Origin of the sequence: Streptomyces sp. NPDC003247 (genome assembly GCF_042888135.1) — a bacterium.
Lineage (GTDB): Bacteria > Actinomycetota > Actinomycetes > Streptomycetales > Streptomycetaceae > Streptomyces.
Map to the genome: position 1 here is coordinate 132,748 of NZ_JBIAPF010000011.1, position 13,713 is coordinate 146,460.

General features: G+C 71.4%; 12 protein-coding genes and 1 riboswitch. Of the genes, 7 read left to right on the forward strand and 5 right to left on the reverse strand.

All coding sequences use genetic code 11. The features are described 5' to 3' along the window. Nucleotides 1-132: 132 nt before the first annotated feature. Together nagA and ACFYWQ_RS32265 are read right to left on the reverse strand one after the other, a co-directional pair. Nucleotides 133-1,341 (reverse strand): N-acetylglucosamine-6-phosphate deacetylase, encoded by a 1,209-nt coding sequence (gene nagA / locus ACFYWQ_RS32260; RefSeq protein ID WP_389521331.1) that lies wholly within the window; start codon nucleotides 1,339-1,341, stop codon nucleotides 133-135. Then, a complete protein-coding gene (locus ACFYWQ_RS32265) occupies nucleotides 1,341-2,282 on the reverse strand; it encodes an ROK family protein (protein ID WP_389521333.1) in 942 nt (313 codons plus the stop codon). The genes nagA and ACFYWQ_RS32265 overlap by 1 nt, the downstream gene beginning before the upstream one ends. 329 nt (nucleotides 2,283-2,611) lie before the next feature. Between ACFYWQ_RS32265 and ACFYWQ_RS32270 the strand changes: the two genes are divergently transcribed. The 3 genes from ACFYWQ_RS32270 (at nucleotide 2,612) to otsB (ending at nucleotide 5,181) form a co-directional block, all read left to right on the forward strand. Then, nucleotides 2,612-3,838 carry an extracellular solute-binding protein gene (locus ACFYWQ_RS32270; RefSeq protein ID WP_389521616.1) on the forward strand — a complete coding sequence of 409 codons (1,227 nt, stop codon included), beginning with the start codon at nucleotides 2,612-2,614 and terminating at the stop codon, nucleotides 3,836-3,838. A gap of 22 nt (nucleotides 3,839-3,860) precedes the next feature. Then, a complete protein-coding gene (locus tag ACFYWQ_RS32275) occupies nucleotides 3,861-4,100 on the forward strand; it encodes a DUF3263 domain-containing protein (RefSeq protein WP_389521335.1) in 240 nt (79 codons plus the stop codon). A 196-nt stretch (nucleotides 4,101-4,296) separates the two neighbouring features. Beyond that, the gene (otsB, locus tag ACFYWQ_RS32280) at nucleotides 4,297-5,181 is read left to right on the forward strand and encodes a trehalose-phosphatase (RefSeq protein WP_389521337.1); all 885 of its coding nucleotides are present in this window, start codon (nucleotides 4,297-4,299) and stop codon (nucleotides 5,179-5,181) included. On the opposite strand, the gene ACFYWQ_RS32285 is transcribed toward otsB, so the two are convergent. Both ACFYWQ_RS32285 and ACFYWQ_RS32290 read right to left on the reverse strand, forming a co-directional pair. Next, nucleotides 5,145-6,572, reverse strand: coding sequence for a trehalose-6-phosphate synthase (locus ACFYWQ_RS32285; RefSeq protein WP_389521339.1), 1,428 nt, complete (start codon nucleotides 6,570-6,572; stop codon nucleotides 5,145-5,147). The genes otsB and ACFYWQ_RS32285 overlap by 37 nt on opposite strands. Before the next feature lie 107 nt (nucleotides 6,573-6,679). Then, entirely contained in the window at nucleotides 6,680-7,624 is a 945-nt protein-coding gene (locus ACFYWQ_RS32290) for a glucosyl-3-phosphoglycerate synthase (RefSeq protein WP_389521341.1), read from the reverse strand. A gap of 170 nt (nucleotides 7,625-7,794) precedes the next feature. Beyond that, nucleotides 7,795-7,962: riboswitch (SAM riboswitch) on the forward strand. A gap of 18 nt (nucleotides 7,963-7,980) precedes the next feature. Between ACFYWQ_RS32290 and thrC the strand changes: the two genes are divergently transcribed. The 4 genes from thrC (at nucleotide 7,981) to groL (ending at nucleotide 12,339) form a co-directional block, all read left to right on the forward strand. Beyond that, nucleotides 7,981-9,294 (forward strand): threonine synthase, encoded by a 1,314-nt coding sequence (thrC, locus tag ACFYWQ_RS32295; protein ID WP_389521343.1) that lies wholly within the window; start codon nucleotides 7,981-7,983, stop codon nucleotides 9,292-9,294. A gap of 89 nt (nucleotides 9,295-9,383) precedes the next feature. After that, a complete protein-coding gene (locus ACFYWQ_RS32300; protein WP_031478909.1) occupies nucleotides 9,384-9,659 on the forward strand; it encodes a MoaD/ThiS family protein in 276 nt (91 codons plus the stop codon). Between the two features lie 452 nt (nucleotides 9,660-10,111). Beyond that, on the forward strand, nucleotides 10,112-10,315 hold the full coding sequence (locus ACFYWQ_RS32305; RefSeq protein ID WP_004986573.1) for a cold-shock protein: 204 nt from the start codon (nucleotides 10,112-10,114) through the stop codon (nucleotides 10,313-10,315). Nucleotides 10,316-10,716: 401 nt separating this feature from the next. After that, entirely contained in the window at nucleotides 10,717-12,339 is a 1,623-nt protein-coding gene (gene groL / locus ACFYWQ_RS32310) for a chaperonin GroEL (protein WP_389521345.1), read from the forward strand. A 160-nt stretch (nucleotides 12,340-12,499) separates the two neighbouring features. Here groL and ACFYWQ_RS32315 read toward each other — a convergent pair whose 3' ends face one another. After that, nucleotides 12,500-13,393 carry a glycerophosphodiester phosphodiesterase gene (locus ACFYWQ_RS32315; protein ID WP_389521346.1) on the reverse strand — a complete coding sequence of 298 codons (894 nt, stop codon included), beginning with the start codon at nucleotides 13,391-13,393 and terminating at the stop codon, nucleotides 12,500-12,502. Between the last annotated feature and the right edge of the window lie 320 nt (nucleotides 13,394-13,713).

Consider the following 13,713-nt stretch of genomic DNA (forward strand, 5'->3'; position numbering starts at 1 on the left):
GACCTCCCCCGATATGGCGCGCGTTCGCCTTCTGTTTCCTTCTTCCCGGGTTTCCGGGGGCTCGATCATGCCAAAGAGACGGCGGACGGCCCAGACCCCGGACCCTCCACCGTCTCCCAGCGGGCGGACGTTTCAGGCCAGTTGGGGATCGACCACCCATTCCCCTCGCCGCATCACGCCCTTCAGCGCGAAGTCCTCGTCCAGCAGGACCAGGTCGGCGTCCTTGCCGGGTTCCAGGGAGCCCACGCGGTCGTCCACGCCCAGCAGCCGGGCCGGGGTGGCGGACAGGGCCTCGACCACGTCCTCGACCGGGAGGCGGTCGACCGTCACCGCGCGCCGGAAGGCGCGGTCCAGGGTGAGGGTGGAGCCGGCGATGGAACCGCCGTCCACCAGACGGGCCACGCCCTCGCTGACCTCCACCTCCAGCGGGCCGAGCAGATAGCGGCCGTCGGCGCTGCCGGCCGCGTCCATCGCGTCCGTGATGAACGCCACCCGCCCCGCGCCCGCGTGACGGAACGCCAGCTCCAGCGCGGCCGGGTGCAGATGGACCCCGTCGTTGATCAGCTCGACCGTGACCCGCTCGTCCTCCAGCAGCGCGGCGATCGGGCCGGGGGCGCGGTGGCCGAGGACGGGCATCGCGTTGAAGAGGTGGGTGGCGACGGTGGCGCCCGCCTCGATCGCCTCGACGGTCTGCTCGTAGGTGGCGTCCGTGTGGCCGACGGCGGCGATCACGCCGTGCTCGACGAGCAGCCGTACGGAGTCCAGGCCGCCCGGCAGTTCCGTGGCCAGCGTGAGCATCTTCGCCCGGCCGCGCGCCGCGTCGACCAGCTTGCGCACCTGCGCCGGGTCCGGGTCGCGCAGCAGCTTCTCGGAGTGCGCGCCCTTGCGGCACGGCGAGATGAACGGCCCCTCGAAGTGGATGCCCGCGATGTCGCCCTGCTCGGCCAGCTCCGACAGCAGCCCTGCCTGGCGGACGAGGAGGTCCATGTCGTCGGTGACGGTGGAGGCGACGAGGGTGGTGGTGCCGTGCCGGCGGTGGGTGCGGACGGCCCGCAGGACGTCCTCGGCCGGGCCGGAGAACGAGGCTCCGCCTCCGCCGTGGTTGTGCAGGTCGACGAAGCCGGGGACCAGCCAGTGGCCCCTCGCGTCGATCACCTGGACGCCGTCCGGGGCCGTGGCGGCGATACGGGTGCCGTCGACGACCACCCGGCCGCCGCGGACCGTTCCGCCGGGGAGGACCACGTCGGCGCCGGAGAGGACGAAGGGCGCCTCGCCGGCCGCGGGCCGCGGGTGGTGTGCGGTCTGTCGCGCAGTTCCCCGCGCCCCTGCGTGGGTGACCATCAGGGCGTTACCTCCGTACCGTCGGTCGTCTTCAGGAGATCCCGGGCCAGGAGTCCCGCGCCCAGGCATCCGGCGGTGTCGCCCAGGGCGGCGGGGGCGATCGTCGGCAGTTTCTGGAAGGTGAGGCGCCGCCGGACGGCGTCCCGTAGTGGTGTGAACAAGGTTTCCCCCGCCTCGGCGAGCCCGCCACCGATGACGAGCGTGCGGGGGTCCAGCAGGGTGAGCGCGGTGACCAGGCCGTCGGCCAGGGCGTCCACGGCCTCCTGCCAGATCCGGACGGCGTCCGGGTCGCCGGACGTGACGGCCTTCGCGCAGTCCGCCGCGTCCGCCCCCGGATCCCCGCAGGCCGCCGCCCACGCCTCGCTCACCGCCGCCGCGGACGCGTACCGCTCCAGGCAGCCGCGCTGCCCGCACGGGCACGGCGTTCCGCCGGGCCGTACGACGATGTGGCCGATCTCGCCGGCGAAGCCGTGCGCGCCCGCCTCGACCCGGCCGTCGACCCCGATGGCGCCCGCGATGCCGGTGCCCAGCGCCACGAACAGGAAGCGGTCGGCGCCCCGGCCCGCGCCGATCCGCCCCTCGGCGAGGCCGCCGGTGCGCACGTCGTGGCCGAGGGCGACCGGGATGCCCAGGCGGGTGGCGAGCAGGTCGCGCAGGGGGACGTCCCGCCAGCCGAGATTGGCCGCGTAGACGGCGACGCCCCGGGCCTCGTCGATGATGCCGGGGACGGCGATCCCGGCCGCCGCCGCGGGTTCGCCCAGGTGTTCGACGCCGTGGGCGTGCAGCTCGGCGGCGAAGTCGAGGATGCCGGCGACGACCGCGTCGGGGCCGTGCTCGCGTCCGGTGGCCCGGCGGGCCCGGTGCAGCAGCGTGCCGTCCGCTCCGACCAGGGCGGCCTTCATCCCGGTGCCGCCCACGTCGAGGGCGATGACATGTCTCACGGGGGACAGTGTGGCCCGAGGACCCGGGAGAGGTCTAGTCCAGTTACAGGGCTTTGGGGGAGCTGTACGGGGTCCGGCGGGGGTCGTCCGGGGCCCGTCCGGGGGTCGTCCGGGGGTCGTCCGAGGCCTGCGCGAGGGCGGTGCGAGGCCCGCGAGAGGTCTAGTCCACAGAGGTGGTGTAGACCTTAGTTCGGATTCCGGTCCATTGGTATGAGCAATCAGTTGTCCAGAGTGCGGACAACGGACGCACGAAGCAGTTGGGGAGACGAAGCGCAGTGCAGCGGCGGGCAGGCAGGTCAGGAACGATCGCGGTGGCATCCGCCCTCGGTATGACGGCGGTCCTCGCCGGGTGCGGGGTCACCGGCGACTCCGGAGACGTCACCCTCAGACTCGTCGCCGCCGACTACGGCGACAGCAGCGCCAACAGCTCGAAGAAATACTGGGACGCGCTGGTCGAGGAGTTCGAGAAGGACCACCCCGGCATCAAGGTCGAGGTCACCGTCCACTCCTGGAACGACGTCGACCGCGAGGTCAAGGAGATGGTCGACGACGGCGAGGCGCCCGACATGGCGCAGATCGGCTCGTACGCCGACTACGCCGCCGACGACCTGCTCTACAAGGCCGGTGACGTCCTCTCCATCCCCGTCCAGGCCGACTTCGTGTCGCAGCTCGCCGACGCGGGCGAGGTGCGGGGCGTGCAGTACGGCATGCCGTTCGCCTCCTCGACGCGGCTGCTGTTCTACAACAAGACCCTCTTCGAGAAGGCCGGGATCACCACCCCGCCCACCACCTGGGACGAGCTCGCCGAGGACGCCGAGGCGCTCGAGGAGGAGGGCGTCGACTACCCGTACGCGCTGCCCCTCGGCTCCGAGGAGGCACAGGCCGAGACCATGCAGTGGCTGCTCAGCGGCGGGGGCGGCTACACCGCGACCGCCACCGGCTACAGCATCGACTCCACCGAGAACGTCGAGACGTTCACCTGGCTGAAGAACGAGCTGGTCGGCGAGGGACTGACCGGGCCGGTCGCGCCGGGCAAGCTCAACCGGGCCGACGCGTTCGAGGCGTTCACCGCCGGGAAGGTCGGCATGCTCAACGGGCATCCCTCGCTGATGAAGGCGGCCGAGAAGAAGGGCGTGAAGTTCGGCATGGTGGCGATGCCCGGCGTCGACGGCCCCTCCAAGGTCTCCCTGGGCGTCGCCGACTGGATGACCGCCTTCAAGCAGAACGGGCACGCCGAGCAGATCGGTGAGTTCCTGGACTTCGTCTACAGCGAGGAGAACGTCCTCTCCTTCTCCCGCGAGTACGACCTGCTGCCGGTCACCACCTCCGCCTCCCAGGTCATGAGCACGGCGTCGGAGGACGCGGACCTCAAGCCGTTCCTGGACCAGCTCCCGTCGTCCGAGCTGTATCCGGTGGGGCGGACCTCGTGGGCGACGGTCAGCGCGGACATCAAGAAGCGGATCGGCCAGGCCGTGACCGCCGACGGCAGCCCGGCGGGCGTCCTCGGCCAGATCGAGGCGACGGCGACCACCGCGGAGAGCGGCGCCACCGGCTGAGCCGTTGGGTTACGGTGCGGGCATGCAGCGGCCAGAGGCGGAACTGGGGGCGAGGGAGCGGGGCATCCTCGCCCTGGAACGGCGCGGGATCTCCGCGCCCGGGGCGAAGGAACGGGCGATCCGTGAGGAGCTGGACCTGTCCCCGGTCCGTTACTACCAGCTGCTCAACGCGCTGCTGGACGATCCTCGGGCGCTGGCTCATGATCCGGTCACGGTGAATCGGTTGCGGCGCGTGCGGGAGGGGCGTCGGGCCGAACGCTGAGGCGGTGCGGCCCGCGGTATGCGGGGGCTCCGCCCCCGCGCCCCCGGTCGGCCCTGGACGGGCCTCGTCCTCAAACGCCGGACGGGCTGGTTGCCCGGCCGGGGCTGTGAGGGGCCGCTGCTCTTCGCAGGCCGGACGGGCTGGGTTGCCCCGGCCGGGGCTGTGAGGGGCCGCTGCTGCCGGTTATCGTCGCCGTATGGGCACCCCAGAGACGTACTCCATGGAACCCGCACTCCCCGAACCCGCCACCGCCGCCGGGCGGGACGCGCTCCGGGCGATTCTGGCCCGGCCCGCCGGGACGCTCGTCGGTCTTGATTTCGACGGTACGCTCGCGCCGATCGTCGAGAACCCGGACGACGCGCGGGCGCACCCGGACGCCGTTCCCGCCCTCGCGCGGCTCGCCCCGCAGGTCGCCTCCGTCGCCGTCGTCACCGGGCGGCCCGCCGCCGTGGCCGTGCGCAACGGCGGCTTCGCCGGTGTGCCGGGGCTGGAGCACCTGACCGTGCTCGGCCACTACGGGGCCGAACGGTGGGACGCCCGGACCGACACCGTCAGCGCCCCCGCCCCCCACCCCGGCGTCGCCGCGGTCCGTGCCGAGCTGCCGGGCGTGCTGGAGGCGGCCGGCGCGTGGCGGGGGACCTGGGTGGAGGAGAAGGGCCGGGCCGTCGCCGTGCACACCCGCCGGGCCGAGGACCCGCAGGCCGCCTTCGAGGCCGTACGGCAGCCCCTCGGCGACCTCGCCGCCCGCCACGGACTGATCGTCGAGCCGGGCCGGATGGTCCTGGAGCTGCGGCCGCCGGGCGTGGACAAGGGCGTGGCGCTGCTGGAGCACGCCCGCGAGACCGGCGCCGAGGCCGTGCTCTACGCCGGTGACGACCTCGGCGACCTGCCCGCCTTCGCCGCCGTGGAGAAACTCCGCTCCGACGGCGTCCCCGGACTGCTCGTCGCCAGCGGCAGCACGGAGGTCACGGAACTCGCCGAGCGCGCCGACCTGGTCGTCGACGGCCCGGCTGGCGTGGTGGACCTGCTGCGGGCGCTGGCGGATCAGCTGGCCCGCGTCCCCCGCAGCGCCTCCAGCTGATCCAGGAACCACCGGGCCGGAGGCAGCGCGGTCGCGGCGGCCGCCAGCCGCTTGGTGCGCTGCGCCCGCTCCTCCGGCGCCATGGTCAGCGCCTCGTGCAGGGCACCGGCGGTCTCCAGCACGTCGTACGGGTTGACGGTGAGGGCGTCCTCGCGCAGCTCGCCGTACGCGCCGGCCTCCCGGGACAGCACCAGCGCGCAGCCCCGGTCGGAGACGACCGGAACCTCCTTGGCGACCAGGTTCATACCGTCGCGGATGGGGTTGACCAGCGCCACGTCCGCGAGGCGGTACGCCGCCAGGGAGCGGGCGAAGTCGTCCTTCACATGCAGCACGACCGGGGTCCAGCCCGCGGAGCCGTACCGCTCGTTGATCTCCCCGGCCAGCCGCTGCACCTCGGCCGTGTAGTCGCGGTAGACGGCGAGGTCCTGGCGGGAGGGGTAGGCGAAGGCCACGTGGGCGACCCGCTCGTGCCACTCGGGGTGGTCGTCGAGGAGCTGCCGGTAGGCCAGGAGACCACGCACGATGTTCTTCGACAGCTCGGTCCGGTCCACCCGGACGATCACCTTGCGGGCGCCGCCTTCGGGAGCCGTGCCGATCTCCTCGCGCAGGGCCGCCAGACGCTCCTCGACGTCCCGCTCGCGGGAGCGGGCGCGCAGGAAGTCGGCGTCGGCGCCCAGGCCGTGCACGCCGATCTCCGTGCCGCCCGTGCCGCCGGTGAACTCCGCGCAGCACGCGGCGAACGCGTCCGCCCAGCGGCGGGTCAGGAAGCCGAGCCGGTCCGCGCCGAGCATGCCCCGCAGCAACTGGACGCGGATGTCGCCGGGGAGCAGCCCGAAGTAGTCCACCGGCGCCCACGGCGTGTGCGAGAAGTGGCCGATGCGCAGGTCGGGGCGGAGCTCGCGGAGCATCCCCGGCACCAGGCACAGGTGGTAGTCCTGGACGAGGACCGCGGCCCCCTGCGCCGCCTCCTCCGCCAGCGCCTCGGCGAAGGCGCGGTTGTACGTCTCGTACGAGGCCCACTGGCGCCGGAACTCCGCGTCGAAGACCGGCTCCAGCGGGGTCTGGTACAGCAGGTGGTGGACGAACCACAGCACCGAGTTGGCGATGCCGTTGTACGCGTCGGCGTGCACGTCGGCCGGGACGGGCAGCATGCGCACGCCGTCCTCGCCGACCCCGCGCCGGACCGCCTCCCGGTCGCCGTCGGACAGCGCCGAGCACACCCACAGGGCGCCCGCGTCCGGGCCGATCGCCGACAGCCCGGAGACCAGCCCGCCGCCGCCGCGTCTGGCGTGCAGCGAGCCGTCCTCGCCGACGGTGTACGAGACCGGGCCGCGGTTGGACGCGACCAGCACCTGAGCACCCTGAGCAGCAGCACCGTGCGTGGAAGCCATACGCCTCAACCTAGCCCGGACCCGATCCGCTCAAACGTACGGACACGGGGCGTGAACCGGCCGTGTCCGGCCGTATACGGCGCGTCCGCCGGGGCGTCGCCGCCGGGTCACGCGACCTTGCGGGTCGCGTACTCGGCGATCTCCGCCATCGGCGGCCGCTCCTCCGTGTCGACCGAGTAGGTGCGCGGCTCGAAGCCGTCCGCGCCCCGCTCGAACTGGGTCAGGGACGGGCGGACGAGATGCCCGCGGGCCAGCCGCAGCTGCGCCGTGCGGTAGATCGCCGCGGCCATCCGGCCGAGCGCCTGCCCGTCCTGGTGGCGGTGCTTGCGCACCCCGACGTCGACCTGGGCCAGCGCGTCCAGGCCCACCAGGTGCAGGGCGTCGACCAGCATGCCCAGCTCCACGCCGTACCCGACGGGGAAGGGCAGCTGCTCCAGCAGGCGGCGGCGGGCCGCGTACTCGCCGCCCAGCGGCTGCACGAACCCCGCGAGCTGCGGCCAGTGCATGTTGAGCAGCGGGCGGGCCATCAGCTCCGTCACCCGGCCGCCCTGGCCGGCGCCGCCGGCCAGCGGGCGGTCGTACATGGCCTTGACCAGGTCGACGCCCGGATCGGTGAGCAGCGGGCCCACGATGCCCGAGACGAAGTCGGAGGAGAACTCCTTCAGGTCGGCGTCGACGAAACAGACGATGTCCCCGGTGGTGACCAGCAGCGAGCGCCACAGGACCTCGCCCTTGCCGGGCACGGCCGGGAGACGGGGCAGGATCGTGTCCCGGTGGACGACCCGGGCCCCGGCCGCCGCGGCCACCTCGGAGGTGCGGTCGGTCGATCCCGAGTCGACGACGACGATCTCGTCGACCAGCGGGACCTGGTGCATGAGGTCGTGGCGGACGACGGAGACGATGTCGCCGACCGTCTCCTCCTCGTTCAGCGCGGGCAGCACGACGGACACCGTCTGGCCCGAGGCGCGCTTGGCGGCCAGGATCCGGTGCAGCGGGCGATCGGTCACGGACCAGGAGCGGGCGGCCAGCCAGCGCTCGACTTCTTCCAGCACGGTCTGCGGCTCCTCACTGTCGTGATCACACCAGGTACACGCGAGGTGACAGTGTGATCCATCTCGCGGTTCGGACGGTCTCACTCAACTGTCCTGGCCTTCGGTTACAGTCTTGAACAACGCGGATGACCATCGCATGTCCGGGGTCGCCCGCGCTCACAACCACATACCGCTCATCCAGAGGGGCAGAGGGACACGGCCCGATGAAGCCCCGGCAACCCTCCAGCCGGTCTCGTACGGATCGCTGCCACAGGCAGTCGACGATCCCCGCGAGGCTCCCGGCTCGGGAAGGTGCCAATTCCGTCTCACGGCGAGATGCGTCGTGGGGAAGATGAGGAGAAAGGGCCTCGCCTCACATGGCTGCGCAGACAGTTGCAAGCACCACCCCCTCCGTCACCGCCCCCTCCGGCACCACCCCCTCCGTCGACCTCGGTCCGGCCGCGGCGCTCTCCTGTCGCGAGTGCGGTCACCGCGTGCCGCTCGGCCCGGTCTTCGCCTGCGAGGAGTGTTTCGGCCCGCTCGAGATCGCCTACGACTTCTCCGGATACGACCCGGAGGAACTCCGCAAGCGCATCGAGGCGGGCCCCGCGAACATCTGGCGCTACGCCCCGCTGCTGCCCGTCCCGGCCGACGTGGCGGACAAGCCGAACATCAACCCCGGCTGGACCAAGCTCGTCCAGGCCGACAACCTGGCGCGTGAGCTGGGCGTCGAGGCCGGGAAGCTCTTCGTCAAGGACGACTCCGGCAACCCGACGCACTCCTTCAAGGACCGCGTCGTCGCCCAGGCCCTGGAGGCCGCCCGCGCCTTCGGCTTCACCACCCTCTCCTGCTCCTCCACCGGCAACCTGGCCGGCGCCGTCGGCGCCGCGGCCGCCCGCGCCGGCTTCCGCTCCTGCGTGTTCATCCCGCACGACCTGGAGCAGGGCAAGGTCGTCATGGCCGCGGTCTACGGCGGCGAACTCGTCGGCATCGAGGGCAACTACGACGACGTCAACCGCTTCTGCTCCGAGCTCATCGGCGACCCGGCGGGCGAGGGCTGGGGCTTCGTCAACGTCAACCTGCGGCCCTACTACGCCGAGGGCTCCAAGACGCTCGCGTACGAGATCTGCGAGCAGCTCGGCTGGCGGCTCCCGGACCAGATCGTGGTGCCGATCGCCTCCGGCTCGCAGCTCACGAAGATCGACAAGGGGCTCCAGGAGCTGATCAAGCTCGGTCTGGTCGAGGACCGGCCGTACAAGATCTTCGGTGCGCAGGCCGAGGGCTGCTCCCCGGTGTCCGTGGCCTTCAAGGCCGGCCACGACGTGGTCCGCCCGCAGAAGCCGAACACCATCGCCAAGTCACTCGCCATCGGCAACCCGGCCGACGGCCCCTACGTCCTCGACATCGCGCGCCGCACGGGCGGTGCGGTGGAGGACGTGAACGACGAGCAGGTGGTCGACGCGATCAAGCTGCTGGCGCGGACCGAGGGCGTCTTCGCCGAGACGGCGGGCGGTGTGACGGTCGGCGTCACCAAGAAGCTGATCGAGGCCGGTCTGCTGGACCCGACGCTGACGACCGTCGTGCTCAACACCGGAGACGGCCTCAAGACGCTGGACGCGGTCGCCGGGACCGGGCTGACGGCCACCATCCGCCCGAACCTCGAGTCGTTCCACGAGGCCGGTCTCGCCTGAGAGAGGCCGTTGTTCGTCTGCGGGCCGCGGGGGCTGGTCGCGCAGTTCCCCGCGCCCCGCAGGGCGCCTACCCGTCCGGAGGAAACACCGTGAGCGTCACCGTCCGCATCCCCACCATCCTGCGCACCTACACGGGCGGTCAGGCCGAGGTCGCCGCCGAGGGCGCGAACCTCGCCGAGGTCATCGCCGACCTGGAGAAGAACCACACCGGTATCGCCGCGCGCGTCCTGGACGACCAGGGCAAGCTGCGCCGGTTCGTCAACGTGTACGTCAACGACGACGACGTGCGGTTCGAGCAGGGGCTGGAGACGGCGACCCCGGACGGCGCCGGCGTCTCGATCATCCCGGCCGTCGCCGGCGGCTGACACCCACTCCGTACCCACCGGTAGTAACCCTCGGTAACACCGATTACCCAGAGTTCATCGAATTGCCTCCTCCGTAAGAGAAGCGGAGGAGGCAATTCAATGTGGTTGAGCACGGTACAGTTGGGGAACGCGCTGCCCATCGCATGCCGAACGCATATGAGCCCGGACTTCACATGCGGTGAGAAGTAGCCAAAGTGTGCAGGTCTTTTGCGCCTTCTGTTCCCTTTATGTGGCCCGAATTGCCCTGAATTCGGGAGAATTCTCACCATATTCCGGACCGTCGACGTCCAGAATTCTCGTCCGATTGACCTGTTGCAGACGGCAGTGGGACAGATACATTCAGCCGCGGTCGACGCGTTCCGGCGCACGCCTCCAATCAACTGGGGGGTGAGGTCTGACCCGGATCCGCGAAGTGTGGATCTGTGCAAGGGCCAGTAATAGGGGAGTTAGGCATGGCTCAGGGCACCGTCAAGTGGTTCAACGCGGAGAAGGGGTACGGCTTCATCGCGGTCGACGGTGGTGCGGACGTCTTCGTCCACTACAGCGCGATTCAGATGGACGGCTACCGCACCCTGGAAGAGGGCCAGCGGGTCGAGTTCGAGATCTCGCAGGGTCAGAAGGGCCCGCAGGCCGACATGGTTCGCGTCACCGCCTGAACGATTTTCAACGTTTTCCAGCGAAGGGCCCGCACCCCGACGGGGGCGCGGGCCCTTCGTGCTGCCCGGCGCCGCCCGCGCCGCGCCGGGGCACCCCGGGGGCCTTTGGTGGCCCGGGACGGCGGGATGCTCCGGGCCCCCGGGAGCCCGCGCCGCCGGGGCGGTGCAGGCGCCTTCGTCCGGTTCGCCCCGGGGCCGATCCCCCCGAGGCGCTTGCACTCGGCATGCCCGAGTGCTAATCATTGGCGTTAGCACTCTGAAGGTGAGAGTGACAACGAAGGACCGGGTCGGTGAGGCCCGCAGGCCGGGTGGGGAAGGAACCACGAGGCAGGCGAGCCGTCCGTCGCGGGCGCGGGCGCGGTCCGAAGGAATCACCCCCAGTCCTGGAGGGACCACTTCACATGGCCAAGATCATCGCGTTCGACGAGGAGGCGCGGCGCGGCCTCGAGCGCGGCATGAACCAGCTCGCGGACGCCGTGAAGGTGACGCTCGGCCCCAAGGGCCGCAACGTCGTCCTCGAGAAGAAGTGGGGCGCGCCCACGATCACCAACGACGGTGTCTCCATCGCCAAGGAGATCGAGCTCGAGGACCCGTACGAGAAGATCGGCGCCGAGCTGGTCAAGGAAGTCGCCAAGAAGACGGACGACGTCGCCGGTGACGGTACGACCACCGCGACCGTTCTCGCCCAGGCCCTGGTCAAGGAGGGTCTGCGCAACGTCGCCGCCGGTGCCAACCCGATGGCCCTGAAGCGCGGTATCGAGAAGGCCGTCGAGGCCGTCTCCGCCGCCCTGCTGGAGCAGGCGAAGGACGTCGAGACCAAGGAGCAGATCGCCTCCACGGCCTCCATCTCCGCCGCCGACACCCAGATCGGCGAGCTCATCGCCGAGGCCATGGACAAGGTCGGCAAGGAAGGCGTCATCACCGTCGAGGAGTCCCAGACCTTCGGTCTGGAGCTGGAGCTCACCGAGGGTATGCGCTTCGACAAGGGCTACATCTCGGCGTACTTCGCCACCGACATGGAGCGTATGGAGGCCGTCCTCGACGACCCGTACATCCTGATCGCGAACTCCAAGATCGCGAACGTCAAGGACCTGCTCCCGCTCCTGGAGAAGGTCATGCAGTCGGGCAAGCCGCTGCTGATCATCGCCGAGGACGTCGAGGGCGAGGCCCTGTCGACCCTGGTCGTCAACAAGATCCGCGGCACCTTCAAGTCCGTCGCGGTCAAGGCCCCGGGCTTCGGCGACCGCCGCAAGGCGATGCTGAACGACATCGCCATCCTCACCGGCGGCGAGGTCATCTCCGAGGAGGTCGGTCTCAAGCTCGAGAACACGACCGTCGACCTGCTGGGCAAGGCCCGCAAGGTCGTCATCACCAAGGACGAGACCACCATCGTCGACGGCGCCGGCTCCTCCGAGCAGGTCGCGGGCCGCGTGAACCAGATCCGCGCCGAGATCGAGAACAGCGACTCCGACTACGACCGCGAGAAGCTCCAGGAGCGCCTGGCCAAGCTCGCGGGCGGCGTGGCCGTCATCAAGGCCGGTGCCGCCACCGAGGTCGAGCTCAAGGAGCGCAAGCACCGCATCGAGGACGCCGTCCGCAACGCGAAGGCGGCCGTCGAGGAGGGCATCGTCGCCGGTGGTGGCGTGGCCCTGCTCCAGGCCTCCCAGGTCTTCGAGAAGCTGGAGCTCGAGGGCGACGAGGCCACCGGTGCCGCCGCCGTCAAGCTGGCGCTCGAGGCCCCGCTGAAGCAGATCGCGGTCAACGCCGGCCTCGAGGGCGGCGTCGTGGTGGAGAAGGTGCGCAACCTGACCCCGGGCCACGGCCTGAACGCCGCGACCGGCGAGTACGTCGACCTGGTCGCCGAGGGCATCATCGACCCGGCGAAGGTGACGCGCTCCGCGCTGCAGAACGCCGCGTCGATCGCCGCGCTGTTCCTCACCACCGAGGCCGTCATCGCCGACAAGCCGGAGAAGGCCGCTGCCCCGGCCGGCGGCGGCATGCCGGGCGGTGACATGGACTTCTGATCCTCCCGAGGATCGGACCCGTCCGCGGTACCGAGGGCGGCATCCCCTGTTCCGACAGGGGGTGCCGCCCTCGGGCGTTCCCGGGCGGGGGACGGGCCCGCCGTGCCTACCTTGCCCGCCGTGCCTACCTTGCTCGCCGGGGGCGGTGGGTGATCCCCCGTCAGTCCTGCCCCAGCGCCTTCCCGATCGTGTCGGGGACGTCGGTGGTGATGCCGTCCGCGTGCCAGTCGCGCAGGAGGCGGGCCGGCCCGGCGGTGTTCACCGTCCACGGCCACACCTTCAGCGGCCGGCCGTGCGGGCCCTTCAGTGCCTGCGCCTTGCGCACATAGCCCTGGGTGAGGGCCCGGTGGTCCGGGTTGATGACGTCCACGAACGTCGCGTACGCCGCCAGTTCGCCGGACGACGGGGTCTCGTCGCAGATGCCCAGCCTGATGTCGGGACGCCTGGCGCGGACCTCCTTCAGGGCGCCGGCCAGGAAACTGATCACGTAGAGGCGGTTGTCGACGTGGTGGGCGTCCAGCCAGCCCTTCCGTTCGAGGACCTTCAGGATGTCCCGGGTGACGCCGGGGAAGTTCCCCGGCCACTTCACCTCCAGCAGCAGCCCCTGGCCGTTGCGGTCGAGCCGGTCGAGCACCTGGCCGAGGGTGGGGATACGGGCCGACGCGTACGCGGTCCCCTTCCACTGGGGTGAGGCCCCCGCGCGGAGCCTGCCCAGTTCCGCCATGGTGAAGTCACCCACCTTCCAGGGGGAGCGGTGGGGGAAGACCGTGCGGACGTCGGTGGTGCGGACGAGGTCCTGGTCGTGCATGACGACCAGCACGCCGTCCTTGCTGCGCTGGATGTCCACTTCGACCCAGTCCACGCCCGCCCGGTCGGCCCGGTCGATGGCTTCCAGGGTGTTCTCCGGGGCGAGGCCGGCCGCGCCGCGGTGGCCGATGATCAGGGGCGTGGCCTGTGCCGCGGCGGCGGGCGCGGAGTGCGGGGAGGGCGCGAGGAGGGACACGGAGGACAGGGCGAGGGCGGCGGACGTCAGGGCGAAACCGTGTACGGGCATGGGTGATGGCCTTTCGGATCGGGTTCCACCACGAGCCTGGGCCGGTCGGCGACGAGGTGCCCAGCGGTGCTGCTCCACGTGAGGAGAGCCGGGAACATCCCGTAACGGAAGGCGAATTGACGATGAAATGTCGGGAAACGGGAGGGGGTTTCGAGGGGCGGCGGGGAGCTGGGGTGAGGGGGTGGGCGTGGTCGGGCGGTCGGGCGGTCGCGCGGTCGGGCGTGGGCGGGATCACAGGGCGGGCCGGCCGGACGCGGAATGCCGGGCGGGCCGGAGCGGGTTGACGTGCTCGCAGGTACTCGATGCATGTGCACATACCG